20 protein-coding genes and 2 tRNA genes are annotated in these 23,588 nt (G+C 64.5%); 15 read left to right on the top strand and 7 right to left on the bottom strand.

The annotated features are described in order from the left end of the window. Nucleotides 1–28: 28 nt before the first annotated feature. The 4 genes from ACTJLC_RS01540 (at nucleotide 29) to ACTJLC_RS01525 (ending at nucleotide 4,443) form a co-directional block, all read left to right on the top strand. Complete coding sequence (locus ACTJLC_RS01540) at nucleotides 29–1,033, top strand: ornithine cyclodeaminase family protein (RefSeq protein ID WP_073427716.1); 1,005 nt, start codon at nucleotides 29–31, stop codon at nucleotides 1,031–1,033. Between the two features lie 52 nt (nucleotides 1,034–1,085). Beyond that, the gene (locus ACTJLC_RS01535; protein WP_073427679.1) at nucleotides 1,086–2,096 is read left to right on the top strand and encodes a dihydrodipicolinate synthase family protein; all 1,011 of its coding nucleotides are present in this window, start codon (nucleotides 1,086–1,088) and stop codon (nucleotides 2,094–2,096) included. Between the two features lie 11 nt (nucleotides 2,097–2,107). Further along, nucleotides 2,108–3,577: an NAD-dependent succinate-semialdehyde dehydrogenase gene (locus ACTJLC_RS01530; protein ID WP_440843198.1), complete on the top strand. Its 1,470-nt coding sequence runs from the start codon at nucleotides 2,108–2,110 to the stop codon at nucleotides 3,575–3,577. A 173-nt stretch (nucleotides 3,578–3,750) separates the two neighbouring features. Continuing rightward, on the top strand, nucleotides 3,751–4,443 hold the full coding sequence (locus ACTJLC_RS01525) for a TetR/AcrR family transcriptional regulator (protein WP_073427681.1): 693 nt from the start codon (nucleotides 3,751–3,753) through the stop codon (nucleotides 4,441–4,443). A gap of 124 nt (nucleotides 4,444–4,567) precedes the next feature. Here the strand turns inward: ACTJLC_RS01525 and ACTJLC_RS01520 are convergent, their stop codons facing one another. Both ACTJLC_RS01520 and ACTJLC_RS01515 read right to left on the bottom strand, forming a co-directional pair. Beyond that, complete coding sequence (locus ACTJLC_RS01520) at nucleotides 4,568–6,778, bottom strand: xanthine dehydrogenase family protein molybdopterin-binding subunit (RefSeq protein WP_310129061.1); 2,211 nt, start codon at nucleotides 6,776–6,778, stop codon at nucleotides 4,568–4,570. A gap of 2 nt (nucleotides 6,779–6,780) precedes the next feature. Continuing rightward, nucleotides 6,781–7,242, bottom strand: a complete 462-nt coding sequence (locus tag ACTJLC_RS01515; RefSeq protein ID WP_006046916.1) for a (2Fe-2S)-binding protein — start codon at nucleotides 7,240–7,242, stop codon at nucleotides 6,781–6,783. Nucleotides 7,243–7,427: 185 nt separating this feature from the next. Between ACTJLC_RS01515 and ACTJLC_RS01510 the strand changes: the two genes are divergently transcribed. Then, complete coding sequence (locus tag ACTJLC_RS01510; protein ID WP_073427683.1) at nucleotides 7,428–8,372, top strand: AraC family transcriptional regulator; 945 nt, start codon at nucleotides 7,428–7,430, stop codon at nucleotides 8,370–8,372. Between the two features lie 167 nt (nucleotides 8,373–8,539). Here ACTJLC_RS01510 and ACTJLC_RS01505 read toward each other — a convergent pair. Together ACTJLC_RS01505 and ACTJLC_RS01500 are read right to left on the bottom strand one after the other, a co-directional pair. Continuing rightward, nucleotides 8,540–8,626, bottom strand: a tRNA-Leu gene (locus ACTJLC_RS01505). A gap of 186 nt (nucleotides 8,627–8,812) precedes the next feature. Then, nucleotides 8,813–8,899, bottom strand: a tRNA-Leu gene (locus ACTJLC_RS01500). A gap of 303 nt (nucleotides 8,900–9,202) precedes the next feature. On the opposite strand from ACTJLC_RS01500, the gene rnr reads away from it, so the two are divergent. From rnr to ACTJLC_RS01465, 7 genes are all read left to right on the top strand, one after another. Then, on the top strand, nucleotides 9,203–11,704 hold the full coding sequence (gene rnr, locus ACTJLC_RS01495; protein ID WP_073426878.1) for a ribonuclease R: 2,502 nt from the start codon (nucleotides 9,203–9,205) through the stop codon (nucleotides 11,702–11,704). Between the two features lie 161 nt (nucleotides 11,705–11,865). Then, nucleotides 11,866–12,609 carry a 23S rRNA (guanosine(2251)-2'-O)-methyltransferase RlmB gene (rlmB, locus tag ACTJLC_RS01490; RefSeq protein WP_073426877.1) on the top strand — a complete coding sequence of 248 codons (744 nt, stop codon included), beginning with the start codon at nucleotides 11,866–11,868 and terminating at the stop codon, nucleotides 12,607–12,609. Nucleotides 12,610–12,674: 65 nt separating this feature from the next. Beyond that, nucleotides 12,675–13,370 (top strand): ribose-5-phosphate isomerase RpiA, encoded by a 696-nt coding sequence (gene rpiA, locus ACTJLC_RS01485; protein WP_073426876.1) that lies wholly within the window; start codon nucleotides 12,675–12,677, stop codon nucleotides 13,368–13,370. Nucleotides 13,371–13,499: 129 nt separating this feature from the next. Beyond that, nucleotides 13,500–13,904 carry a hypothetical protein gene (locus tag ACTJLC_RS01480; RefSeq protein ID WP_159442541.1) on the top strand — a complete coding sequence of 135 codons (405 nt, stop codon included), beginning with the start codon at nucleotides 13,500–13,502 and terminating at the stop codon, nucleotides 13,902–13,904. A 162-nt stretch (nucleotides 13,905–14,066) separates the two neighbouring features. Continuing rightward, nucleotides 14,067–15,281 (top strand): glycosyltransferase family 4 protein, encoded by a 1,215-nt coding sequence (locus tag ACTJLC_RS01475; protein WP_073426874.1) that lies wholly within the window; start codon nucleotides 14,067–14,069, stop codon nucleotides 15,279–15,281. A 239-nt stretch (nucleotides 15,282–15,520) separates the two neighbouring features. After that, the gene (locus ACTJLC_RS01470) at nucleotides 15,521–15,820 is read left to right on the top strand and encodes a type II toxin-antitoxin system HigB family toxin (protein WP_073426873.1); all 300 of its coding nucleotides are present in this window, start codon (nucleotides 15,521–15,523) and stop codon (nucleotides 15,818–15,820) included. Beyond that, entirely contained in the window at nucleotides 15,817–16,239 is a 423-nt protein-coding gene (locus ACTJLC_RS01465; RefSeq protein ID WP_073426872.1) for a helix-turn-helix domain-containing protein, read from the top strand. The genes ACTJLC_RS01470 and ACTJLC_RS01465 overlap by 4 nt, the downstream gene beginning before the upstream one ends. A 228-nt stretch (nucleotides 16,240–16,467) precedes the next feature. Here the strand turns inward: ACTJLC_RS01465 and ACTJLC_RS01460 are convergent, their stop codons facing one another. From ACTJLC_RS01460 to ACTJLC_RS01450, 3 genes are all read right to left on the bottom strand, one after another. Then, the gene (locus tag ACTJLC_RS01460; RefSeq protein WP_073426871.1) at nucleotides 16,468–17,421 is read right to left on the bottom strand and encodes a glycosyltransferase family 2 protein; all 954 of its coding nucleotides are present in this window, start codon (nucleotides 17,419–17,421) and stop codon (nucleotides 16,468–16,470) included. A 166-nt stretch (nucleotides 17,422–17,587) separates the two neighbouring features. Next, nucleotides 17,588–18,322 (bottom strand): Crp/Fnr family transcriptional regulator, encoded by a 735-nt coding sequence (locus ACTJLC_RS01455; RefSeq protein ID WP_073426870.1) that lies wholly within the window; start codon nucleotides 18,320–18,322, stop codon nucleotides 17,588–17,590. A gap of 1,002 nt (nucleotides 18,323–19,324) precedes the next feature. After that, nucleotides 19,325–20,377 (bottom strand): DUF1839 family protein, encoded by a 1,053-nt coding sequence (locus ACTJLC_RS01450; protein WP_440843197.1) that lies wholly within the window; start codon nucleotides 20,375–20,377, stop codon nucleotides 19,325–19,327. 355 nt (nucleotides 20,378–20,732) lie between these two features. Between ACTJLC_RS01450 and ACTJLC_RS01445 the strand changes: the two genes are divergently transcribed. The 3 genes from ACTJLC_RS01445 to ACTJLC_RS01435 all read left to right on the top strand — a co-directional run bounded on the left by ACTJLC_RS01445 (nucleotide 20,733) and on the right by ACTJLC_RS01435 (nucleotide 23,532). Further along, the gene (locus ACTJLC_RS01445; RefSeq protein WP_073426868.1) at nucleotides 20,733–21,266 is read left to right on the top strand and encodes a GNAT family N-acetyltransferase; all 534 of its coding nucleotides are present in this window, start codon (nucleotides 20,733–20,735) and stop codon (nucleotides 21,264–21,266) included. 408 nt (nucleotides 21,267–21,674) lie between these two features. Beyond that, nucleotides 21,675–22,394 carry a FadR/GntR family transcriptional regulator gene (locus ACTJLC_RS01440; RefSeq protein ID WP_073426867.1) on the top strand — a complete coding sequence of 240 codons (720 nt, stop codon included), beginning with the start codon at nucleotides 21,675–21,677 and terminating at the stop codon, nucleotides 22,392–22,394. A gap of 139 nt (nucleotides 22,395–22,533) precedes the next feature. Beyond that, nucleotides 22,534–23,532, top strand: a complete 999-nt coding sequence (locus ACTJLC_RS01435; RefSeq protein WP_114163478.1) for a Gfo/Idh/MocA family protein — start codon at nucleotides 22,534–22,536, stop codon at nucleotides 23,530–23,532. Nucleotides 23,533–23,588: the final 56 nt, after the last annotated feature.

Genomic DNA, 23,588 nt, shown 5'->3' with positions numbered 1-23,588 from the left:
TCTTTCAAATCACTCTTTATTGTTTGCCATGACCGTCACCTCGTTTGCTCCGGTATTCGTCTCCAGCGACACCGCCAAGGCCGTCTTCGACTGGACGGATGCGATACGCGCGCTGCAGTCGGCCTATGCGCGGCCGGTTCCGCCGAAATCCGCCCCGCCGCGCACCGTGGCGGCCGCCGGCAAGACCTGGCTGCGCACGCTGCCGGCCGTGCCGGTGGGCGGCCGCTACTACGGCGCCAAGATCATGGGCATGGCGATGGACGCGGCCGCGCCCGGCGTCGAATACGTGATCGTCCTGTTCGACCGGGAGACTAGCCGCATCGCCGCGTTTGTCGACGGCAATCTGGTTACCGGCTATCGCACGGCCGCCACCTCGGCTGCCGCACTCGACCGGCTGGCGCCTCGCGGCGCCGCGCGCCTCGCCGTGCTCGGCAGCGGCCTCGAAGCGACGATGCATACCCGTGCCATCGCCAGCGTGCGGGATCTGAGCGAGGTCGTCGTATTCAGCCCGACACCCGAGCGGCGCGCCGCGTTCGCGCAAGCTGTGACACGCGATCTCGGCGTGCCCGCGCGCGGCGTGGCGTCGGCGCAAGAAGCGGTAGACGGCGCCGGGATCGTGCTCGCCGCGGCGCGCGCGAGGGGCGAACAGCCGATTCTTTTCGGCGACTGGCTCGAGGCCGGCGCGACCGTCGCATCGATCGGCTCGACCATTCCCGAGCAGCGCGAGATCGATGTCTCGGTCGTCGCTCGCAGCGACATCATCGTGTGCGACACGCTCGAGGAAGTCCTGGAAGAAACCGGCGACATGCTTGCCGCCCACGAAGCCGGCATCGCGTTTCGCGACAAGTCGTTCAGCCTGACAGATCTGATGAGCGGAGCAATCGACGAGCGCCTGAAAGACGCCCGCACCCGGATGTACAAGTCGGTGGGCGGCGGGCTGCAGGACATCGTGGTGGCGGAACTCATCCTCGACAAGGCAATTGCGGCCGGCCTCGCGACGCCGCTGCCGATCGAATTCGAAACCAAGCGCTAAGCGCACACCAGGACACGCGGCATTCAATAGCAACGCAAAAAAGGAGCACAGGATGGCCCGCTACACCCGAAACGAAGCGCGCGAATGGGCGCGTGAGCATCTCGTTGGCGTCGCCAACGTGACCATTCCGACGATAACATCGGACTTCAGGCGCATCAACGAAAAAGCCGTCCGCCACGATGTCGAACTGGCGATCGAGCACGGCTTCGTCGGCTCGCTTTCGTGCTCGGAAGTGGCGATCACGCAGGCGCAGTACGGCGAGTTCTGCGCCATCATGGCCGACCAGGCCGCGGGCCGCCTCGTGATCGTGCATCACGCGGTGTTCAATACGCTGGAAGACAACATCGAGGCGATCAGACTGGCGGAGGCGGGCGGCGCCGACCTGGTGCTGCTCGGCTATCCGCCGTACTTCTATCCGAAGTCCTACGACGAAGTGTTCGAGTACACGAAGGCGATCTGCGCCGCGACGAATCTCGGCGTGATGGTGTTCCCGCTGCCGGCGTGGGGCTTTTCGCGTTTGCATCCCGCCGATATTCCGCTGCCGGTGCTGCGCCGCATGGTGGATGAAATTCCCAACGTGGTCGCGATCAAGGCCGAGGGCGGCCTGCCCTACATCATGTCGGCAATCGAGGTGCACCGCGAATTCCACGAGGAAGTCGTGATTTCGTCTCCGCTGGAATACGAGTACGTACCGCTCGCGCAGGTGATGGACATCCCGTTTTGCGGCACGAATTATTCGGCCTATTACGGGCCGCTGCTGCCAAGGATTCACAAGCTGATCCGTGCGGGCGAATACGATCAGGCCACGCAGCTCTGGTACAAGATGGACCCGGCGCGCAAGGCGTTCGCCAGCCTGCCGATCGCGGCCAACGGTCTGCTCAACCGGATGTTGTGGAAATACCAGGCCTGGCTGCAAGGCTACAACGGCGGCCCGATGCCGCATCCGACCCAGCGCGTGTACCAGCGCGACATGACCGTCTTGCGCAAGGGCCTCGAAGCAGCGGGCCTGAATCCGACGAGCGATCCCGACGAGGCTTTCTTCGTCGGCCGCCATCCCGTGTGAGACCGACCGACATGAGTGAATTCATCACGCCACCCCTGAAGGACCCCGGCCTGCTGAGGCAGGCCATGCTGATCGACGGCGAATGGGTGCCCGCCGACAGTGGCGAGACGCTGGAAGTGCGCAATCCGGCGACCGGCGAACGGGTCGCGCGCGTGCCGAATGGCGGCGCGAACGAGACCCGCCGGGCAATCGCCGCAGCCGAGCGCGCGATGCGGGTGTGGCGCAAGGCGTTGCCCAAGGAGCGCGCCAAGGTATTGCGCACGCTATACGACCTGATGCTGGCGCACATCGACGATCTCGCTGTCATCATGACCGCGGAGCAGGGCAAGCCGCTCGTCGAATCGCGTGGCGAAATCCTGTATGCCGCGGGTTTTATCGAGTGGTTCTCGGAGGAAGCGAAGCGCGTCTATGGCGACATCATTCCGCGCAATGTCGACGGTCGTCGCATCCTCGTGCAAAAGGAGCCGATCGGTGTATTCGCGGCGATCACGCCGTGGAATTTTCCTTCCGCGATGATTACCCGCAAGGCAGGCCCGGCGTGGGCCGTCGGTTGCGCCGGAGTGATCAAGCCGGCGAGTCAGACGCCGCTGTCCGCGCTCGCAGTGGCGGTGCTTGCCGAGCGCGCCGGTCTGCCGCCGGGCGTTTGCAATGTCGTCACCGGCTCGGCTCGCGCCATTGGCGGGGAGCTCACTGCCAGCGCGGTGGTCCGCAAGCTTTCGTTCACCGGTTCGACGGAAGTCGGCGCGCAACTGCTCGCGCAGTGCGCGCCGACCATCAAGAAAACCAGCATGGAACTAGGCGGCAACGCTCCGCTTATCGTGTTCGACGATGCGGACGTGGATGCAGCGGTAAAAGGCGCGCTCGCCGCGAAGTACCGCAACGCGGGGCAGGCTTGCGTCGCGGCCAATCGCATACTCGTGCAGTCGGGCGTCTACGACCGTTTCGCGAGGAAGCTGGCCGAAGCCACCGCCGCCCTCCGCGTGGGCAACGGCATGCACGAGGGTGTGGTGCAGGGGCCGCTCATCAACGAGGACGCCGTTCGCAAGGTCGAGGAGCATATTTCGGACGCGCTGCGCAAAGGCGCTCGTGTGCTGACAGGTGGCAAGCGCCACGCGCTCGGCGGCTGCTTCTTCGAACCGACGGTGTTGGCCGACGTGTCTCGCGAGGCCGCGATTTTCAACGAGGAAACCTTCGGACCGGTCGCACCGCTGTTTCGCTTCGACACGGAAGACGAGGCAATCGCGCTAGCCAACGACACGCCGTTCGGTCTCGCCTCCTATGTGTTCGCACGCGACGTGGGGCGCATTTTCCGTGTCGTCGATCGACTCGAGTTCGGCATGGTCGGCGTCAACGAGGGCTTGATCTCGACGGAGGTTGCGCCGTTCGGCGGCGTCAAGCACTCGGGTCTGGGTCGCGAGGGCTCGAAGTATGGCGTCGATGATTACCTTGAAATCAAGTATGTGGCGCTCGGCGGGCTTTGACGGCGGTGGATCGCGTCGGTAGGCATTGCCGTCCAGGCGGGAACGCCGCGGCTGGCGTGCTTCTTCGAGTTGGACAGGCAAATAGGATACGATGTGTCTTATAATTGCGTGTTGCGCGGTCCGCGCTCGCGGCACATCGAGGCGATCTTGCCAACCGACTTTCCGTTACGCCAATGAAGACAAACGCTCAGCCTCCCGTTACCGCATCCTTCACCGCACGAGGCGTCGGCCGACCGCGCAGCGAGGAAACGCGTACGCAGATTCTTGCGGCGACGGTTCGTCTGCTCGAGACGCGCACGATTCAGTCGATCTCCATCGAGGCTATCGCCAAGGAGGCCGGTGTCGGCAAGGCGACGATCTACCGCTGGTGGAATTCGAAGGCGCTCGTCGTGATCGATGCGTTCATCGAGCACCACCTCGTCAAGACGCCGATGCCGCGGAACTTGCCGCCCGGCGAGGCCATTGCGGCGCATCTTGTTTCGCTGATTCACGAATACGCCGGGTGGTCCGGCAGGATCGTCGCGCAAATCATCGCGGAAGGTCAGGCCGATCCGGCTGTGCTGCGCGAATTCCGCGAGCGGTTTCACTATGGGCGTCGGGCGCTCGTTCGCGAAATGCTCGAGCAGTGGCGCGGTTGCGCGCGCATTCCCGTGCCGCCGAACATCGAGACGCTGAGCGAGATTCTGTATGCGCCGGTCTACATGCGCCTGCTGGTCGGAAACGGTCCGCTCGACGACCATTTCGCGCAGGAGCACATCAGTTACGTCTACACGTTGCTGGGCGTCGACGTGCCGGACGTGGTGCAACTGCGTGAGCAGATGAAGCGGAAAGCGCCCACGAAAAAGACGGCGGGTGCCGCACGCTGAGGCGTGGCGTGTGAGCGCCACGCGCTTGTGACCCGCTTCGGTTCGCCGGTCCGCCCATCAAGCAAAAAAAACGCCGCTCCCGGCAGGGAGCGGCGCTTGTCGAACGGTTTCGAACAAGCGACCGTCAGGCGCTTTTTTCCGCAACGGCCGGAAACGGCAAGCTGTGAAGCCGTTTGCCCGTGGCCGCGAAAATCGCGTTCGCGACCGCCGGCCCGACCGGCGCGACACCCGGCTCGCCGACACCCGTGGGCGCCTCGCCCGACGGCACGATATGCACCTCGACCTTGGGCATCTCGGCGATTCGCAGCACCTGGTAGCCGTCGAAATTGTTCTGCTCGACCTTGCCGTCCTTCAGCGTGATCGCGCTATGCAACACCGCGCCGAGACCGAAGCCGATCCCGCCTTCCATCTGGGCGGCGATGACGTCGGGATTGATCGGCGTGCCGCAATCCACCGCGCACACGACGCGCTCCACCTTCACGTTACCGTCCTTGTCGACGGAAACTTCCGCGACCTGCGCGACGAACGTCTTGAACGCCTCGGCCACCGCGATGCCGCGCCCGCGGCCTTTCGGCAACGGTTTGGCCGGGTCCCAGCCCGCTTTCCGGGCGGCGAGTTCGAGCACGGCCCGCATGCGCGGTTCGTGCGCGAGCAGATCGCGGCGGAACGCGAACGGGTCCTTGCCCGCGGCGTGCGCGGCTTCGTCGATGAACGCCTCGACCGCGAATGCCGTGTGCGAGCTGCCGACCACCCGCCACCACAGCACCGGCACGCCGGTCTGCGTGGTCGTCAGTTCGACCGAGATGTTCGGAACCGCGTAGGCCATGTTGGCGGCGCCCTCGACGGACGTCGCGTCGATCCCGTTCTTGACCATGAAGCTCGCGAACGGCGTGCCCGCGAGAATCGACTGGCCGACGATCCGGTGCCGCCAGCCGACCAGCTTGCCGTCCGCGCTCAGGCCCGCGTCGAGCTTGTGGAAGTACATCGGCCGGTACAGGCCGCCGTGGATGTCGTCCTCGCGGGTCCACTGCAGCTTGACGGGCGTGCCGTTCGCGCCCAGCGCCTTGGCGATCGAGACGGCCTCGACGATATAGTCCGAGCGCGCGTTCGCACGCCGCCCGAAGCTGCCGCCCGCATACAGCGTGTGGATCTTCACCTGCTGCGGGTCGAGCCCGGCCGTGTGCGCGGCATTGCCCTGGTCGACGGTCTGGAACTGGTCGCCGGCCCAGATCTCGCAACTGTCGGCGGTGAGCTTGACGACGGCGTCGAGCGGCTCCATCGGCGCGTGAGCGAGATAGGGGAATGAATAGGTGGCGGAGATCTTCTTCGCCGCGCCGGCGAGCGCCTGTGCGGCGTCGCCGTCCTTGCGGGCGGATGCGCCGGGTTGCTCCGCGAGTTGCCGGTATTCGGCCATGATCGCGTCCGAGCTGCGCTTCTCGGCCTTCGAATCGTCCCATTCGATCTTCAGCGCGTCGCGGCCCTGCTTGGCCGCCCAGAAGCCCTTGGCGACCACCGCGACGCCGCCCGGCACCTGCACGACCGAGACCACGCCCGGCACCGCTTTCGCAGCCGACGCATCGAACGACTTGACCGTTGCGCCGAACAGCGGCGGACGCTGCAGCAACGCGACCAGCATGCCGGGAAACGTCACGTCGAGCGTGAACTGCGCGGTGCCGTCGGTTTTCGGCGGGACGTCGACGCGCGGCACCTGGTGACCGATCAGACGAAAATCCTTCGGCGATTTCAGCGTGACCTTGTCGGGCACTGGTAGCCGCGCCGCGGCCGACGCGAGCGAGCCGTAGGTCGCGCTCCGGTTCGTGGCCGCGTGATGAACGCTGCCGTCGCGGGTCGTCAATTCGGACGCGGGCACTCGCCACTGCGCGGCGGCGGCGGAGACCAGCATCGCGCGCGCTTTCGCGCCGGCCTCGCGCAGTTGCATCCACGAGTTGGACATCGCCGAACTGCCGCCCGTGCCCTGCATTGTGCCGAACGCGAGATTCGCGTAGCGCTTGGCGTCGGCGGGCGCGCTTTCGACACGCACGTCCTGCCAGTTCGCATCCAGTTCCTCGGCGACGATCGTCGCGATGCCGGTGTACGCGCCCTGGCCCATCTCGACGTGTTTCGCGATGACCGTCACGCTGTTGTCCGGCGCGACGCGCAGGAAGGCGTTGGGTGCGAACGCCGCCTCGGGCGTCGTGGCGGCGAGCGCGCGGCGGCCCGTGCCCGCCCACTCGAAGCCGATGGTAAGGCCGACCGCCGCGACCGCGCCGGCTGCTTTCAGGAAGGTCCGGCGCGACGGGCGCACGGCGTCCGTGAGATCGAGATCGGTGGTCATGGTCAGGCCTTCAGGGTGGCGGCGGCTTCGTGAATGGCCGCGCGGATGCGGGCGTAGGTCGCGCAGCGGCACAGATTGCCGTTCATCGCGGCGTCGATGTCGGCGTCGGTAGGCGTGGCGTTGCGTTCGAGCAAGGCGGTCGCGGACATGATCTGCCCGGACTGACAGTAACCGCACTGCGGCACCTGCAGCTTGACCCATGCGGCCTGGATGGCTTTGGCGGGCCGGCTTTCGATGCCTTCGATGGTGGTGATGCGCTTGCCCGCGACGGCGGCGAGCGGCAGCACGCACGAACGGGTGGCTTCGCCTTCCAGATGAACCGTGCAGGCGCCGCATTGCGCCATGCCGCAGCCGAACTTCGTGCCGTGCAGGCCCGCGTTCTCGCGGATCGCCCAGAGAAGCGGGGTAGTGGGATCGGCATCGAGCGTAACGTTCTTGCCGTTCAGGACAAACGATGTGGACATGGAACCTCTCCGTGGGGAAAGCCCGAACTTGGCGCCGGGTGTACGCGGCAGTGTGACCGAGCACGCGCCGTTGTGCTTACACGATCCTGCAAAAATATTGAACAATGCTGCAAATCGAGCGGCCCAGCCGTGGCTGCGCGGCAGGCGCCTGGGTATGCTCGATCCCGTCAACGGAGTTCATGCGTATGAAACAGAATTCTTCCTGGCTCGATCCCGCCGAGGCGCGCGAAACGGCTCGCCGCGAACTCGCCGCGCTCGTCAGCCGCTTCGCGCCAACGGACGGCGCGCATCAGACGGCGATTCCCTCGCTGGCCTTCTACCGATACTCGGCGCCCGTCGATCTCGGCTGCGGCGTGGCGAGCTCGGCGTTCGTGTTCGCGGCGCAAGGCGCCAAGCGGGTCGTGGTCGCGGGGCAGGCTTACGACTACGATCATCTGCATTGCCTCGTGACGTCCGTCGATCTGCCGATGACGTCGCGGGTCACGCGAGCGTCGTCCGACGCGCCTTACCTGTGCGTGAAGCTCGCGCTCGATCCGCAGTGCATCGCCGAACTGGCGACGCAACTGCGTCTGCCGGAACCGGGCGCCGTGTCGGCGGGCGAGGGCATTGCCGTGGGCTCGTTGTCGGCGCCGGTCTTCGATGCGGCGCTGCGGCTCGTGCGCTTGCTCGATACTCCGGATGACATACCGGTTCTCGCGCCGCTCATCGAAAAGGAATTGCTCTACCGGCTGATGACGAGCGAGCAGGGCAAGCGGCTGCGGCACATCGCCGTGAACGGGAGTCAGACGTACCGGATCGTGCGCGCGATCGAATGGATCCAGAATCACTACACCGAGCTTTTGCGGGTGGAGATGCTGGCGCAGGAAGTGAATATGAGCGTGTCGTCGTTCCATCATCACTTCAAGAACGTCACGACGCTGAGTCCGCTGCAGTATCAGAAGCAACTGCGGCTGCACGAGGCCCGGAGATTGTTACTGGGGCAGAACGGGGATGTCGGGTCGGTGGCGATCAAGGTCGGGTATGACAGCCCTTCCCAGTTCAGCCGCGAATATAGCCGGCTGTTCGGGGCGCCGCCGCTTCGCGATGTGGTGCAGTTAAGGCGCCGTAACGGCGTGGGGTACGGAGAGTAAAGCCGCGCTTCGATGAAGCGAGCCCGTTTCCGTCCGCGAGAAACGCGTGAGAAGCGGGCGAGAAACGCAAGAAGCGACAGGCCAACAAAAAACCCCGTAAGACTGTGGTCTTACGGGGTTTCTCGATCTACTTCGCAAACTATATCGGCTTACGCCGTAACAACTGTTGGTGCCCAGGAGAGGACTCGAACCTCCACGGTGTTGCCACCGCTAGGACCTGAACCTAGTGCGTCTACCAATTCCGCCACCTGGGCACGTTTTCAAGCTAGACAGCTATTTTATCGGGATGATGCAGCGTGTCAATCCCCGCCAACAAACAACTTGCTTCGTCAATCACCCCGATCGGATCGGGCAACGGCTCGTGCCGCGAAGCGATGCTTCAAGCGTCTCACACAAAAAGTAAAGCCGCCTAAAAATGCCAGGCGGCTTTACTTTGAATCTGGTGCCCAAGAGAGGACTCGAACCTCCACAGTGTTGCCACCGCTAGGACCTGAACCTAGTGCGTCTACCAATTTCGCCACCTGGGCAGGTGATGAACAGCAAAGAACGCCATTATAGCGACAGATTCACCCCTGTCAAGTGTTTCTCAAAAGTCGCTTAAACGACGCGACCGTGCGTCCGCATGCGCCCCGCAGCGACTATTGACGGGCCGCAAGGCGCGCGAGACGGGTGTTAGAATGCCTCGCATAGTTCGTTGGCACGGTGCACACGCCCGTCGGACTCAGCCTTGAACGAGCCGGACCCGAGCAGTCTTTCCAGTGCAATTGCAAGTGCAACTTAAGCGCAATTTCAACGCTTCTTAAGCCGAGCCATATCGCCGACCGACGTCCATGCAACGAGAAAAAACCATCGACAAGCCCTTGAGCAAATTTCCGTATCCGATCCCAAGCCGCGAAGAAATCCTGGGCGTCCTGCGCACGAGCGAAGCGCCGCTTGCCGCGAACGAGATCGCCGAAGCATTGTCGATCAAGCGCCAGGAGCGCGAGGGATTTTTCAAGCGCTTAGGCGCGATGGAGCGCGACGGCCAGATCCGGCTCGATCAGCGCAATCTCTATCAGTTGACCCATCCGTCGAACTTCGTGGCGGGCCGCGTGCAAGGCCATCGCGACGGTTACGGCTTCCTGATTCGCGACGACGGCCAGGACGATCTGTTCCTGCCCACCGGCGAAATGCAGAAGGTCATGCACAACGACCGCGTGCTTGCGCGCATCGTCGGCTACGACCGGCGCGGGCGTCCGGAAGGGCACATCGTCGAGGTGACAGACCGCGCAAACAAGCGCGTGATCGGCCGTCTGCTGAACGAGAACGGCGCGCTGATCGTCGCGCCCGAAGACAAACGTATCGGCCACGACATTCTGATCACGCAGAACACCAAGAAGGCCAAGGTCGGCCAGGTGGTGGTGGTCGAGCTGACCGATTTCCCGAGCCGCCATTCGCAGCCGCTCGGCCGCGTGGCGGAAGTGCTCGGCGATATCGACGACCCCGGCATGGAAATCGAAATCGCGGTGCGCAAATACGGCGTGCCGCACGAGTTCAGCCAGGCCGCGCTCGACGAAGCATCGAAGCTGCCCGACGAAGTCCGTCCGGTCGACGCGCGTCATCGCATCGATCTGCGCGACGTGCCGCTCGTCACGATCGACGGCGAGGACGCCCGCGACTTCGACGACGCGGTGTACTGCGAGCCGGTTCAGGTCGGCCGCGGCGAGGGCTTTCGCCTGATCGTCGCGATCGCGGACGTCTCGCACTACGTGCACCCGAAAAGCGGGCTCGACGCCGACGCGATCGAACGCAGCACCTCGGTGTATTTCCCGCGCCGCGTGATCCCGATGCTGCCGGAGAAGCTCTCCAACGGCCTGTGCTCGCTGAATCCGAACGTCGACCGTTGCGTGCTGGTGTGCGACATGATCGTCACCGCGCGCGGCGAAGTGAAGGCGTATCAGTTCTACCCCGGCGTGATGCATTCGGCCGCGCGACTCACGTACACCGAAGTCGCCGCGGTGCTGAAAAACACCAAGGGTCCCGAGGCCGCGCGCCGGGCCGCCTTGCTGCCGCAACTGCAGAATCTTTACGGCGTATACAAGTCGCTGTTCGCGGCGCGCCAGAAACGCGGCGCGATCGACTTCGATACGACCGAGACCTACATCGTCTGCAATGCGCAGGGCAAGATCGAGCAGATCGTGCCGCGCACCCGCAACGAGGCGCACAAGCTGATCGAGGAATGCATGCTGGCCGCGAACGTTTGCGCGGCCGACTTCCTGAAGCGCAACAAGCATCCGGGGCTGTTCCGCGTGCACGCCGGCCCGACCGCCGAGAAGCTCGAGAACCTGCGCACCTTCCTGCGCGGCATGGGCCTCACGCTCGCCGGCGGCGAGACGCCGCACGCCAGCGACTACGCCGCGCTGATGGCGCAAATCCGCGAGCGGCCGGACGCGCCCATGCTGCAAACCATGTTGCTGCGCTCGATGCAGCAGGCCGTCTACAGCCCGGAGAACATCGGTCACTTCGGCCTCGCGTATGAGGCGTATGCGCACTTCACGAGTCCGATTCGCCGTTATCCCGACCTGCTCACGCACCGCGCGATCTACGCGATCCTGCAGGGCCGCAAGTACCAGCCCGAACCGGCGCAAGGCATCGAGTTGAACACGGCGCTCTCGCCGCGTGCCCGCGCCATGCAAAAGGCCGACGACGAAAAGCGCGGCCGCGTGCGCGGCAACAACGTGGCGATCTGGGAAGAGCTCGGCCTGCATTGCTCGGCCAACGAACGCCGCGCCGACGAAGCCTCGCGCGACGTCGAAGCGTGGCTGAAGTGCTATTTCATGCGCGACAAGCTCGGCGAGGAGTACGGCGGCATGGTGAACGGCGTGACGTCGTTCGGCATCTTCGTGCAGCTCGATTCGCTCTTTATCGAGGGCCTCGTGCATGTCACCGAACTCGGCTCCGACTACTTCCAGTACGACGAGATCAAGAACGAGTTGCGCGGCGAGCGCACCGGCATTCGTTATCGCCTGTCGGATCGCGTGCGCGTGCAGGTGAGCCGCGTCGATCTCGACGCGCGCAAGATCGATTTCCGTCTCGTGCGCGATACGCCGATCAAGCCGCCGGTGAATCGTACGCCGCTCGCCGACAAGTCGTCCGGTGAAAACGGCGGCGCACGCGTGCGCGTGCTGCCGCCGATCGAAGGCGCCGTGCCGGCGCCGGTCGGGCGGCGCAAGAAGGCGGCGCCCGCGCAGTCCGCGGCGGTGCAGGAAGCGCGCGCCGCGCGCGGCGCGGCGAAGAAGCACGGCGCCACGGCCAAGCCGGCATCGAAACCGCAGACGCGCAAGAAGCGCTGAAGCCGCATCACGGCTGACACCGCGCGCATCGGGTGCGTCAAGACGCACCGGTTGCGCGCGGTCTGCATTTCATCGTGGCCGGGCAGCAAGCGCGGCACGCAACTCGTATTCATCACAGCAGCGCGTATTGAAGGCGCGTTCAATCAAAGGTTGTATCAGTCATGGCACGTCTCAAGGTTCTATACGGTTTTCACGCAGTGACCGCGCGCATCCGGCACGATGCGTCGACAGTCGAGGATGTCTATTTCGACGCGACGCGCAAGGACCGTCGCATGACCGAATTCCTGCACGCGGCGAAAGAAGCCGGCGTGCGTCTGATCGCCGCCGACGAAACGCGTCTGTGGGGGCTCTCGCATACCGAGCGCCACCAGGGCGTGGTCGCGCGCGCGAGCGACATGCCGCTCGCGCAGAACCTGGCCGAACTGCTCGACGGCATCAACGGTTCGCCGTTGCTGCTGGTGCTGGACGGCGTGACCGATCCGCACAATCTCGGCGCGTGCCTGCGGGTCGCCGACGCGGCCGGCGCGCACGCGGTGATCGCGCCGCGCGACCGCGCGGTGGGTTTGAACGCAACGGCCGCCAAGGTGGCGAGCGGAGCGGCCGACACCGTGCCGTACATCACCGTCACGAACCTGGCGCGCGCGCTGCGTGAATTGAAGGACGCGGGCGTGTGGATCGTCGGCACGGCCGGCGAGGCCACCAGGAGTCTCTACGACACCGAGTTCGACGGTCCGGTGGCTCTGGTGATGGGCGCCGAAGGCGAGGGCATGCGCCGCCTCACGCGCGATACCTGCGATGTGGTGATGCAGATTCCGATGGCGGGCACCGTCGAAAGCCTGAACGTCTCCGTCGCGAGCGGCGTGTGCCTGTTCGAAGCGGTGCGGCAGCGGTCGGTGAAGAAGTGATTGCAGGCGGCGCTCATGTGCCGCTCCGGTAAACTAGCCGTTTTTACTGCTCGCCAGCATTCCCCATGACCCAAGACGAACTCAAGCAACTGGTCGGCCAGGCCGCCGCCGATTATGTGAACGCCAACGTGCCCGAAGGCGCGGTGATCGGCGTCGGCACCGGCTCCACCGCGAACTGTTTCATCGACGCGCTGGCCGCCAGCAAGGCACGCTATCGCGGCGCGGTGTCGAGTTCGCTCGCCACCACCGCGCGCTTGCAATCGCACGGCATCAAGGTGCTCGATCTCAACGAAATCGACTCGCTGCCGGTCTACGTGGACGGCGCCGACGAAATCGACCACAGCGGCGCGATGATCAAGGGCGGCGGCGGCGCGCTGACGCGCGAGAAAATCGTCGCCTCGGTGTCGGACGTGTTCGTCTGCATCGCGGACGCAAGCAAGCTCGTCGAGACGCTCGGCAATTTTCCGCTGCCGATCGAAGTGGTGCCGATGGCGCGGACCTCCATCGGCCGCCGCGTCACGGCGCTCGGCGGCGTGCCGATCGTGCGCGTCACGAAAGAGGGCGTGCCGTTCATTACCGACAACGGCAACGAGATCATCGACGTGAAGGGATTGCGCATCAGCGATCCGCGCACGCTGGAAATGCATGTGAACGCATGGCCCGGCGTGGTGACGGTGGGGCTCTTCGCGGGCCGTGGCGCGAATCTGTGCCTGCTCGGCTCCGATAGCGGCGTCGAGACGATCGAGTTCAGCAGGACCTGAGCGTACGCGCTCGTCTCTTGTCGCCGCATGCGGGCCGGTTTCGGCAGGCCCGCTTCAACGAGCGGCTTTTGAAGCCGCTTCAAGAGCCGCTTTAAGAGTTCTACCCGCAAGAGTTCTACCCGCACCCCGTTGCAACGACTCGCATTAGCTCGCGGCCAGTCCGATCGCTTGCATCATCCGTTGCAAACACCGATCCACCGAAAATTCCGTTTGCGCGTCCGCAAGCGCCTGCGCGGCGCGCAATGCGCCGATCGCGTCGGCCAGCGCGACCCCATCTCCGGTTTCACCAGCCAGCCATTGCTCCGCCGCCGCGCAATCCCGGTCACGCCTCTGGCGGCGGCGATCACCGGGCGTGCCGCCGCCATTCCTTCGACGATCATTCGCCTGAACGGCTCAGACACGGCAGCGCATGCGCGCGTCGGCGCTGTTGCGCTGGAGATCGGCGAAGGAAAGGCCGCGTTGGATCAATCAGCGCCCGCCGAACCATCAGCGACGAGCGGGCAAATGACGAGGCATCGATCATCGGCCGCATAGGAACGCGAGGAGTGGGATGCAGGTTCGCAAGAGGCTAAGCGCGGGTCTTCATTATTCGCGTGCTGTCGTGCGTTGAATGTGGGCACGCGCACGCACAGCAAACGGTGTGCCCCATACACTCGTTGCAATGGCCATGGGGCGCTTATCTAAAGGTGGGATGTCATGAGAGTGGCGATCGTGCACGACTGGCTGGTCGCACCAGGCGGCGCGGAGAAGGTCCTCGAACAGATCATCGAGTGCTTTCCCGACGCGGATCTTTTCACTCTCGTCGATTTCCTCGAAGACCGCCGGCCGCTCGGCGGCAAAGCTGTCACGACCTCCTTCATCCAACGCCTGCCGTTTGCGCGGCGCCGTTATCGCGCGTATTTACCGTTGATGCCGCTCGCGGTCGAACAGTTCGATTTGTCCGGCTACGATCTCATCATCACGAGTTCCCATGCGGTCGCCAAGGGTGTGCGGGTTCGCCCGCATCAGACGCACGTGAGCTACGTGCATTCGCCGATGCGCTACGCGTGGGATCTGCAACATCAGTATCTGCGCGAGGCCAATCTGACGCGCGGACCGAAGTCCTGGGTCGCGCGCATGCTGCTTCATTATCTGCGCGGCTGGGACGCGAATTCGGCGAACAGCGTCGACCGTCTGATCGCGAACTCGCATTTCGTCGCGCGGTGCATGATGAAAACTTACCGGCGCGATGCGGCCGTGATTCCGCCGCCCGTCGACGCAGGCGAATTCGAACTGTGCACGCACAAGGAAGACTTCTATCTGGCCGCCTCGCGGAACGTGCCGTATCAACGCATCGAACTGATCGTCGAGGCCTTCAACGCGACGCCGCACCGTTCGTTGATCGTGATCGGCGAGGGCCCGGAGATGGCGGCGATTCGTGCCAGGGCCGCTCCGAACGTGACGATCCTCGGCCATCAGCCGTTCGACGTTCTCAAGGATTATCTGCAACGCGCGCGAGCCTTCGTGCTGGCCGCCGAGGAAGACTTCGACCTCCTCGCGCTGCAAGCGCAGGCATGCGGCACGCCGGTCATCGCATTCGGCAAGGGCGGGGCGCTCGAAACGGTAGTGCCGGTGGGCGACGCGCATCCCACGGGCGTCTATTTCGCGCGCCAAACGGTCGTGTCGATGCTCGATGCAATCGGGCGCTTCGAACGGCTGCGCGAACAGATCACACCGGCGGCCTGCCGCGCGAATGCCGAGCGCTTTTCGCCGGCGGTGTTTCGCCGCGCCTTCATGGCGGAAGTCACGCGCACGATCGCGGCGCGCGGCCGGCGTCGGCGGATCGACCTCGTGGAGCGCATCGAACCGGTGGCCATCGGGGATATTGCCTGGCCAGGCGAGCCGGCGCGGGAAAGCAGTTGGGGACGTTGACGCGCTCGACTGCGGTCTCGCGTGGTTTGGCATCAAAAGAAGAAGAGGGAGTTCGTCTCTTTATTCGCGGGTTGCGAACTTCGCAGTTTGCGAATAAAATGGTTTTCGTCATACCGCTGTAGGTCGTATCCGGGTGCCTTGGCTATGCCATCCGGCTAGCTATCGGCACCCCTCCGCTGCGTTTAGCCTTGCAGGCAGATCGCGCATGTTCAGTGCGCGAATACGTGCGAGGAAATACGATGCGGGTCATTTCGAAGAAAGCGTTGCTGGACTTTATAAACAGACATCCGGGGGCGCGCGGTGCGCTATTGACGTGGTACTCACTGGCGCAGGCTTGTCTCGCGTATGGCTATAACGACCTGAAGCAGACGTTCGCCGGCGTGGATTACGTGCCGCCGCAATACACGGTTTTTAACGTAGGCGGCAACCGGTTCCGCATCGTCGCGGCGATTCACTACAACAGGCAGTCGTTATTCGTTCGTCATGTACTGACGCATGCGGAATACGACCTTTGGACGAGGAAGAATCTAAACTCATGAACGCCGATCGCCTCCCGGGAGCTTTTCCCGACATCGCGCAAACCTGGACTGCGCTGCAAACCCAGTTGCCGATCACGCCCATTCGCAACGAAGAGGACTACCAGAAGATGGTGCGGCTCGCCAACTCGCTGGCCGACCATCTGAACGGCAACGAAGAGGATCCGCTTGCCGATCTGTTCGCGATCGTCACCGACCTGATCGAAAGCTGGGAAGCGCACAACGTGACGATTCCGAAAGCGGAGCCGCGCGAGGTGTTGCGGCATCTGCTGGAAACGCATGGCCTCAAGCAGAAGGACCTGATCGGCATCGCGTCGCCCACCGTGGTGAGCGACATTCTCGCAGGCCGGCGCGCCATCAGCAAAAAGGTGGCGAAGGCGTTGGCGCAGCGTTTCCGTACCGACGTCAGCGCGTTTCTGTAAAAGCGGCGCCGCGCGAGCCTTGCGCCGCGCGCAGTGTCGACGGAAAAGAGAGCGGCGCCTGGTTACGGCGCAGCCCCTTTTTTGCGCGGCATGTCGTCGTGATGCGTTGACGCGTTTTATCGCGGCATGGGCGTATCGAACCGGTCGCCGGTGGGATAGGCGTCCACATACGCGCAGCGGCCTTGCCTCTTTTTGTGAGGCCGCGTATGAGGCCGCGCGTCGGTTCGCTCAGCGCGCCGCCTCCTGCCATGCCCCGCGCATTGCGCGTAGGCCCACTCGCCATTTGCGAAGCGCAAGCGCCACTCCGCCGCGCTCGAATGCCAACGACAATGCGCGCAGGAACCCCGGGTCCGCGCGATCGCCGATCAGCGTCGAGTAAACGACGAAGGCCCATCTGCCGTGCGGCGTCAGGTATTCGCACATGATGAGCCGGAGATTGAATGACGCGTTATAGAAAGCCGCGTCGTTGAATGTGAAGTGCTGATCTTCATCGCTGCGCTGCGCGGGAAAATGCTCGACCAGCAGCGACGGGTCGTAGATCAGCGTCCAGCCGCGCCGCTGCACGTCCAGACTGAAGGCCATCTCGCAGTGAGCCTGCGCGCCGGTGCCGCGCAAGCGCGAGTCGAAGCGCAGCGCGCCGATCGCCTCGCGGCGAAACGCCATGTTCACGCCCTTGAGCACCTGAACCTTGCGCGCCTTGCCGTGGCCGATATGGTGATTGCCGATGGTCCGGCCATACCAGCGCACGAGGCCCACGCAGGGCTTCTGCCCCTGCGGAATGCCGTTGCGTTCATGCACGATGTCGCGTCCGCCGAGGCCGCCCAGCGCCGGATCGTTTTCGAAGGCGCGTGCGATGCGCGCGACCCAGTCGGGATGCGGTGCGGCGTCATCGTCGGTGAAGCAGAGCACGTCGCTGCTCGCGCTCTCGATGCCGAGGTTGTACGCGGCGACCACGCCCGGGTTGCGCACCAGCACGATCCAGCGGCGCGGGTCGGGGCGCGTCGCGTCACGCGTGCGCAGCCAGTCGAGCGTCGCGTAATCGTCGTGACGCACGACCACGATCACCTCGTCGGCGCGGCGCTCCTGCGCGTCGAGCGCCGCGAGGCAGCGCGCGAGGTCGGCGGTGCGCCGGTACGTCGGCACGATCACGGAGACTTTCACCAGCGGTTCGCGTAGTGGCATGGTCGGAATGCGTTGTGGCCGGCAAAGCCGCCGCACAGGGTGGCGGGCCTCGCAATGCGCATCGTGGGAGCGAACCCGCCTCGCGCGACCACGAAGCGCGCGTCGAGGCATCGCGCGGTATTCCTGAACCTGGTCGACCCAGCGCGGGAGTCGAATGATTCAACGCTTACTCGACGGCCTCGGCCTGGCGCAAGCGCGGCAAAAGGCGGTCGAATTCGCGCTTGACGAGGCCATAGCATTCGCATGCGCGCGCTTCGAGTCCCTTGCGGTCGAGCACCTTGATATGGCCGCGGCTGTGATGGATCAGCCCTTCGTCGTGCAACTTGCCGGCCGCTTCGGTGATGCCCTCGCGGCGTACGCCGAGCATGTCGGCGATCAGTTGCTGCGTGACCGTCAGATCGTTCGACGCCACCCGGTCCACTTCGATCAGCAGCCAGCGGCACAACTGTTTGTTCAGCGCATGGTGGCGATTGCAGGCCGCGGTCTGCGCGACTTGCGTGAGCAGCGCGTGCATGTACAGCAGCATCAGGCGGCGCAGAAAATCGGAGCGGGCAAATTGCTGCTTGAGCGCCTGCGCGTTCATGCGATACGCGAAGCCGGCGCATTGCACCTGCACGCGGTTCGGCATGGTTTCGCCGCCCGTGAGCACCGGTACGCCGGTCATGCCCTCGCGGCCGACTGCGGCGATTTCCACCGAGCTGCCGTCTTCCATCGTCGAGAGCATGGAGATGATCGCGGTGGTGGGGAAGTAGACGTGATGAATGCGTTGACCGGAGTCGCACAGCAGTTGCTCCGTACGCAGATGAACCAGTTCGAGATGCGGAGCCAGCGCTTGCCATTCGTGCGACGGTAATGCACCGAGCAAATGGTTGCCGTGCAGATCTGATTGGAGTGTCAACATGATCGGTCCTCGCGTGGAAGCCGCGTGCCGCGGCTTCCTTGTTTTTTGATCCGACGCCTGCATCCTTTAAAACAGCGCTGCCCCGCGAGCAACGAAGAGGATGAACAGGATCGGCCCCGTCTTGGCCTGATACGCAGCCGCAGTTGTTGTCGTTCGCGGCATGCTGTGTTGCGCTTTGTTCTTAGCGAGGAGCGTGCCAATGATCGGAAAAGTGAGTGCTGGTGCGGCACAACGAACATAGCCTTAGCGATGCGCGAAGCCAAACGTGTCTTTTTGTTTCAATTCTGTACAGCGCCGACCTCGCGCGCCGACGCCTCGCGGGGCGGGGTTCTTCGAGCCAAGTCCTTGATCGGACTGGCTTAGATGCGCTCGGGCGCGGCTTCAAGCGAGCCGTCTCGCGGCGGCAATGGCCTCTGGATGGGCGTGGTGAAGGCGCGTCCGGGATGTGCCGGAATTGATTCAGATGTGTTCAGTACACTGCGTGCGCTGTCGTACGGATCGTCTTTTTGACGGCTCGGAAGTCGTGAAAAAACCAACAGTGACTCCGCAGTCCAGACAGGGGGCTGCGTGTGGCGCCAGGTATTAGGCAGGTCGCGACCGCATACCCGGATGCGTCGGACATTTAACCCTGAAGCGTGGCGGATAACGCATTGACCGCGCGCACTTCGCCGGGGGCGCCGCGCATGTTGCGTCCGCGTTAAACGCGCGGTCGGTTGCGTGCGCAATGAATCGTTCGGGAACGAGAGGAAATGGAGGAAACAAACGGCACGACGCAGGAGCGATTCGGCGCCGGACACTCCACGCCGCCGTCGCGTAGACAGACGGGTTCGAACCGCGCGTGAAACGTTTGCGCGCGCCTGTCGAGCAGACGAATATCGAGGGCGTTGAGGCCATCGACGGCCCGAATGGCCTGGATGGGTTGCCGCGCTCGCGCGAGGCCGTGCCGCGCGCTTCCAAGTCGGCCCTGTGGCATCGCTCAAGCCCCGAGCGCGAGACGGCGCGTCACAACACCAGCGCGGCGAGCGGCGGCAGCGTCTTTTCATACGCGCTTTCTAGTTCGTCGAAGCAGTCCTCGCACAGGTCGCGGCGTGCGCGTGCGATCGCGCGCAGGAGCCGGAACTGCATCGCCATCGACTCCGACGCGATGCTCTGCGCCGCCGCCGGAATCGATGCCGGAATGTCGAAGCCCTGTGCGGTCAGCCACAGCAGATACTTCGAGAGAAACTCGAAGTTCGCGCCGAGTTGTCGCGTCAGATTGAACGAGTACGGATGGAAGAACGCCTCGCCGCGTTCGAGCAACGTCTCGAGATGCGCGGGAAACGCGGCACGCCATTGCGAAATCGGATTGGCGAGCGGCCGGCGGCGCAGATGGGCGCACAACGATTCCGCCGACGCGTCCGCGAGCGCGGTGCCTTCCAGTGCGGGGCGCGCCTGCTTGGCGAACTCCACATAAGGAAGCAGCAGATCGGGCTGCTGCGCGAATTGCGGCAGCTTGCGGAACACGCCGTCGTAGTCGTCGCCGTCCAGCCGGTGATAGCCGGTGTTGTGAAAATAGCCGAGGCGGCGCGCGGCGGGGTCGACGAAATCGATGCCCACGATGGTTTTCGAATGCTCGCGCCGGTACGACGTGGCGCGCGTGTTCGGCAGGTAGTAGCCGTCCACGTCCACGAGCACCGTATGGCCGCGCGAGGTTTGCGCGAGCACGCGCGCCTCGAGCGAATCGTAGATGGCCAGCTCCTGTACCTGGGTGCCGTAGAGCCGGTCGAGATCATCGAGCGGAAATTTGATGAACGTGAACTGGTCGCCTTCGAAATCCTGCGTGACGGTGAAGCCGAACGCCGCGCGCGGCTCGAGTCCGAAGCCGTGCAGCAGTTCGATCCACAAATCGACGTAGCAATGGGTCTCCTGCCATACGCGCTCGCCTTGATGCAATGCGTGCGGCGCGTGCTGGCGCGGCCGGGTTTCAGGCGCGGGCGTGCCGCGTTGAGCGGGCGCCGTCGCGAGCGAGGATAAACCGGCCGGTTCGAAAAGGATGCGTCGCGATGCGTTATTCATGGCGGGTGGCCCGTGTCGTTTTCAACGGCCTCGAATCGGGCAGGCGTCTAACGAACACATCGGATCGTTTCTGACGCCTGGGCGTGCATGGGTGCTTATCGAGGCGGCTGACGCCATTACTGCGCATCGCTCGGACAAGGCGCGCCTCGTCGCCGCGTTTTGCTGTGCGTGGAGTCCGGTGCCGAGGCTGTCGCGAGGCCGCGCACGATGCCTTGTATTAGACGAAGTGTCGAAGCCGAACGTCGGTGCGATGCCGCACGGAAACACGCCTATGGCGGACGTACCGTGTAGCCATGACAACGGACCGACGCGCGAAGGCCCGTGTCGCTGAACTCATTGACCGCAAGGGAACGTGATGAACTGGAAAACGCTGGAATTCGAGCAGCTTTCGGCACGCGAGTTGTATCTCATCCTGCGGGCGCGTAGCGCGGTGTTCGTCGTCGAACAGGCGCACGTTTGTCTCGACGCCGACGCTCGTGACGAACACGCGTTGCATGTGTTCGCGGCGGACGACATGACGCGATCCATGCCGATCCTCGCCTATGCACGCCTGCAACCAGGCGACGCCGAAGATCCGGACATCACCATCGACAAAGTACTGACGAGCCCGCTGCGGCGTGGCGACGGCACCGCCGAACGGCTGATGGAGCGCGTGCTGCAGACGATCGCCGAGCGTTGGCCCGGCCACGCCGCGCGCGTGAAGGCGCCGCTCGGCTTGCGCGACTTCTATGAGCAATTCGGCTTTCGCAAGACCGAGGGGCCGTACCTCGCGCATGGCGTGCCGTTCATCGTTCTGACGCGCCAGTTGCGCGGCAACCCGCTGCGCTTCGGCACGCGGCCGCGCGAGCGCGGCGGCGCGGCGGACATCGACACCGTCGAACTGTTGTGATGGGGCGAAGGCCGATCACACCTTCCACCACACGATCTGAATCATGGGGATCGACAGAACTCAGCGCCGCGCGCTGTCCGATCCGTAAGTCTTTTTCGGCCTGCCCCTAGCCGCCATTCGCTCATGGGTCAGACAATTCATCCGATTGCGTGCGTCTTCGCACGATGCAAGTAGTTCGAAGCAGGCACGCTTGATACGCAAGCTTAAGGTCCGTCAAAAGGTCCGGCGTTACACAGAAGAAACAATTCTTCAGAGGGATAACCCTGTCAGGAAGTCCCCCAACTGGCGCAACCGTTTTGAAGCTAGCAACGTATCGAAAGAGCATAACGATGTCGATATAGAAGAAACATAAGGGCCGTTTTATCAACAGGCTACGCGGGGATCAACACCGCTTCGGGGAGAGTCGTCATGGATCAGGCAAACAAGGATCGATCGTTGGTCAGCAAGGTGATGGATGGACTCGTCACAGGGATCGTCGAGGAGAAATACGGCGCCATTCTGCCGCCGCAGGATGTGCTGTCGAAAGAGTTCGACGTCAGCCGCACCGTCATGCGCGAGGCGCTGTCGATGCTGCTCGCGCGCGACATGCTGGACGTGCGGCCGAAGATCGGCACGCGCATCCGGCCGATGAGCGACTGGCGCATGATCGACGAGGACGTCGTGAGCTGGCGTTTTCGCGCGAAGCCCGATCCGCTGTTCGTGCGCGACGTGATCGAGTTTCGCAGCCTGATCGAACCGCGTGCGTCGGCGCAGGCGGCCGCGCGCGGCAGCGCGGCGGACATCGCGGCGCTGCGCGAGGCGTTCGAGGCGTTCCGCGCGATCCGCCCGAACGAGCCCGGCTATCAGGAAGCCGACGAGCTGTTCCACACCCGCATCGTGATCGCGAGCGGCAATCAGTTCTTCAAGCAGATGGCCGCGATCATTCGCGGCGCGCTGTCGACGGTCAATCCGATCGTCAACCAGAAGGAAGGCGCATGGGAAGGCGCGGTGAGTGCGCGTCAACGCGTGGTCGAGGCGATCGAACGGCGCGATCCCAAAGCAGCGGAAGCCGCGTCGCTCGCCATGATCGACCACACCGCGGAAGAGATGGGCAGCACGCTTTCCGAACCACCGCCGGTGCGTGGCTGAACGCCGCGGCACGCCGGCTTCTTTCCTAAGAGACCTTGCATGACGGACGGTGCGCTCATGGGCGCGCGCGAAAGTGCGCGACGTGGGCGACGTGCGCGACAATAGCGCCTGTTCTGAACTGCACGGATTCGAAGGAACGATGACAAACCCACCGCAGGAAACCCTCGCGAACGACGTGATTCGCTGGGGAATCGTCGGCACGGGCCGCATTGCCCGCCGTTTTGCTCAAAGCCTCGCTCATGTGCCGCAGGCGTCGCTCACCGCGCTGTGGTCGCGCCGCGCCGAACCGGCCGCGGCCTTCGCCGCGGAATTCGGCGGCGAGGCGTGCGCGAGTTTCGACGCGCTGCTCGCGAGCGGTATCGACGCGCTCTATATCGCCACCATCCAGGACAGCCACGCCGACTACGCGGTCGCCGCGCTCGAAGCGGGCCTGCATGTGCTGTGCGAGAAACCCGCCGCCATCAATCAGCCGCAACTCGAGCGCGTGCTCGATGCCGCGCGCGCCGCGCAACGGCTCTTCATGGAAGCCATGAAGCCGCCGTTCTATCCGCTCTACCAAAAGCTGCGCGCGCAGCTCGCCGCCGAACCGATCGGCGAGGTGGGGCTCGTGCGCGCCGGCTGTTCGGTGCCGGGCGTGCCGGACGATCATCCGTCGCTGTCGTTCGAGCATGCGGGCGGCGCGCTGCTCGACATCGGCGTCTACGAAATGTTTCTCGCCGTCGACTGGCTCGGCGCGCCTCATGAGGTGCAGACGCTCGGACGGCTCGGCCCGACCGGCGTCGATACCTTCGCGAGCCTGAACAGCCGGCATGAGCGCGGCATCGCGCAACTGTTCTGCGGCCTCGATCTGCACGGCAAGGGCGATGCGCTGTTGATGGCGAAAGGCGGGCATGTGACGATTCACGAGCCCTGGTGGAATCCGTCGCGCGCGACGATCCGTTACGCCGACGCTCATGTGGTCGAACTCGACGAGCCGTTCGAAGGCGGCGGCCTGAACTATGAGACCGCGCATTTCTGCGAGCTGATTCGTGCCGGGCAACTGGAGAGTCCGGTGATGCCGCATGCCACCTCGCTGCGGATGATCGCCATGGCCGATGCCGCGCGCGCCGCGCTGGGGCTCAGGTTCGCGGGAGAGTGAGGGGCGCGTTAAGGGCAAGTGAAGGGCAAGTGAAGGTTAGCGGTGATACGATTTGC

The organism is Paraburkholderia sp. 22099 (assembly GCF_052045835.1).
GTDB classification, from domain to species: Bacteria; Pseudomonadota; Gammaproteobacteria; order Burkholderiales; family Burkholderiaceae; genus Paraburkholderia; species Paraburkholderia terricola.
The sequence above is the reverse complement of the archived record's forward strand: the minus strand, read 5'-3'. Positions and strand labels throughout refer to the sequence as shown.

Coding starts and splice junctions, on each gene's coding strand:
- ACTJLC_RS01540 (WP_073427716.1), top strand. CDS start 29: ATGACCGTCACCTCGTTTGCTCCGGTATTCGTCTCCAGCGACACCGCC.
- ACTJLC_RS01535 (WP_073427679.1), top strand. CDS start 1,086: ATGGCCCGCTACACCCGAAACGAAGCGCGCGAATGGGCGCGTGAGCAT.
- ACTJLC_RS01530 (WP_440843198.1), top strand. CDS start 2,108: ATGAGTGAATTCATCACGCCACCCCTGAAGGACCCCGGCCTGCTGAGG.
- ACTJLC_RS01525 (WP_073427681.1), top strand. CDS start 3,751: ATGAAGACAAACGCTCAGCCTCCCGTTACCGCATCCTTCACCGCACGA.
- ACTJLC_RS01520 (WP_310129061.1), bottom strand. CDS start 6,778: ATGACCACCGATCTCGATCTCACGGACGCCGTGCGCCCGTCGCGCCGG.
- ACTJLC_RS01515 (WP_006046916.1), bottom strand. CDS start 7,242: ATGTCCACATCGTTTGTCCTGAACGGCAAGAACGTTACGCTCGATGCC.
- ACTJLC_RS01510 (WP_073427683.1), top strand. CDS start 7,428: ATGAAACAGAATTCTTCCTGGCTCGATCCCGCCGAGGCGCGCGAAACG.
- rnr (WP_073426878.1), top strand. CDS start 9,203: ATGCAACGAGAAAAAACCATCGACAAGCCCTTGAGCAAATTTCCGTAT.
- rlmB (WP_073426877.1), top strand. CDS start 11,866: ATGGCACGTCTCAAGGTTCTATACGGTTTTCACGCAGTGACCGCGCGC.
- rpiA (WP_073426876.1), top strand. CDS start 12,675: ATGACCCAAGACGAACTCAAGCAACTGGTCGGCCAGGCCGCCGCCGAT.
- ACTJLC_RS01475 (WP_073426874.1), top strand. CDS start 14,067: ATGAGAGTGGCGATCGTGCACGACTGGCTGGTCGCACCAGGCGGCGCG.
- ACTJLC_RS01470 (WP_073426873.1), top strand. CDS start 15,521: ATGCGGGTCATTTCGAAGAAAGCGTTGCTGGACTTTATAAACAGACAT.
- ACTJLC_RS01465 (WP_073426872.1), top strand. CDS start 15,817: ATGAACGCCGATCGCCTCCCGGGAGCTTTTCCCGACATCGCGCAAACC.
- ACTJLC_RS01460 (WP_073426871.1), bottom strand. CDS start 17,421: ATGCCACTACGCGAACCGCTGGTGAAAGTCTCCGTGATCGTGCCGACG.
- ACTJLC_RS01455 (WP_073426870.1), bottom strand. CDS start 18,322: ATGTTGACACTCCAATCAGATCTGCACGGCAACCATTTGCTCGGTGCA.
- ACTJLC_RS01450 (WP_440843197.1), bottom strand. CDS start 20,377: ATGAATAACGCATCGCGACGCATCCTTTTCGAACCGGCCGGTTTATCC.
- ACTJLC_RS01445 (WP_073426868.1), top strand. CDS start 20,733: ATGAACTGGAAAACGCTGGAATTCGAGCAGCTTTCGGCACGCGAGTTG.
- ACTJLC_RS01440 (WP_073426867.1), top strand. CDS start 21,675: ATGGATCAGGCAAACAAGGATCGATCGTTGGTCAGCAAGGTGATGGAT.
- ACTJLC_RS01435 (WP_114163478.1), top strand. CDS start 22,534: ATGACAAACCCACCGCAGGAAACCCTCGCGAACGACGTGATTCGCTGG.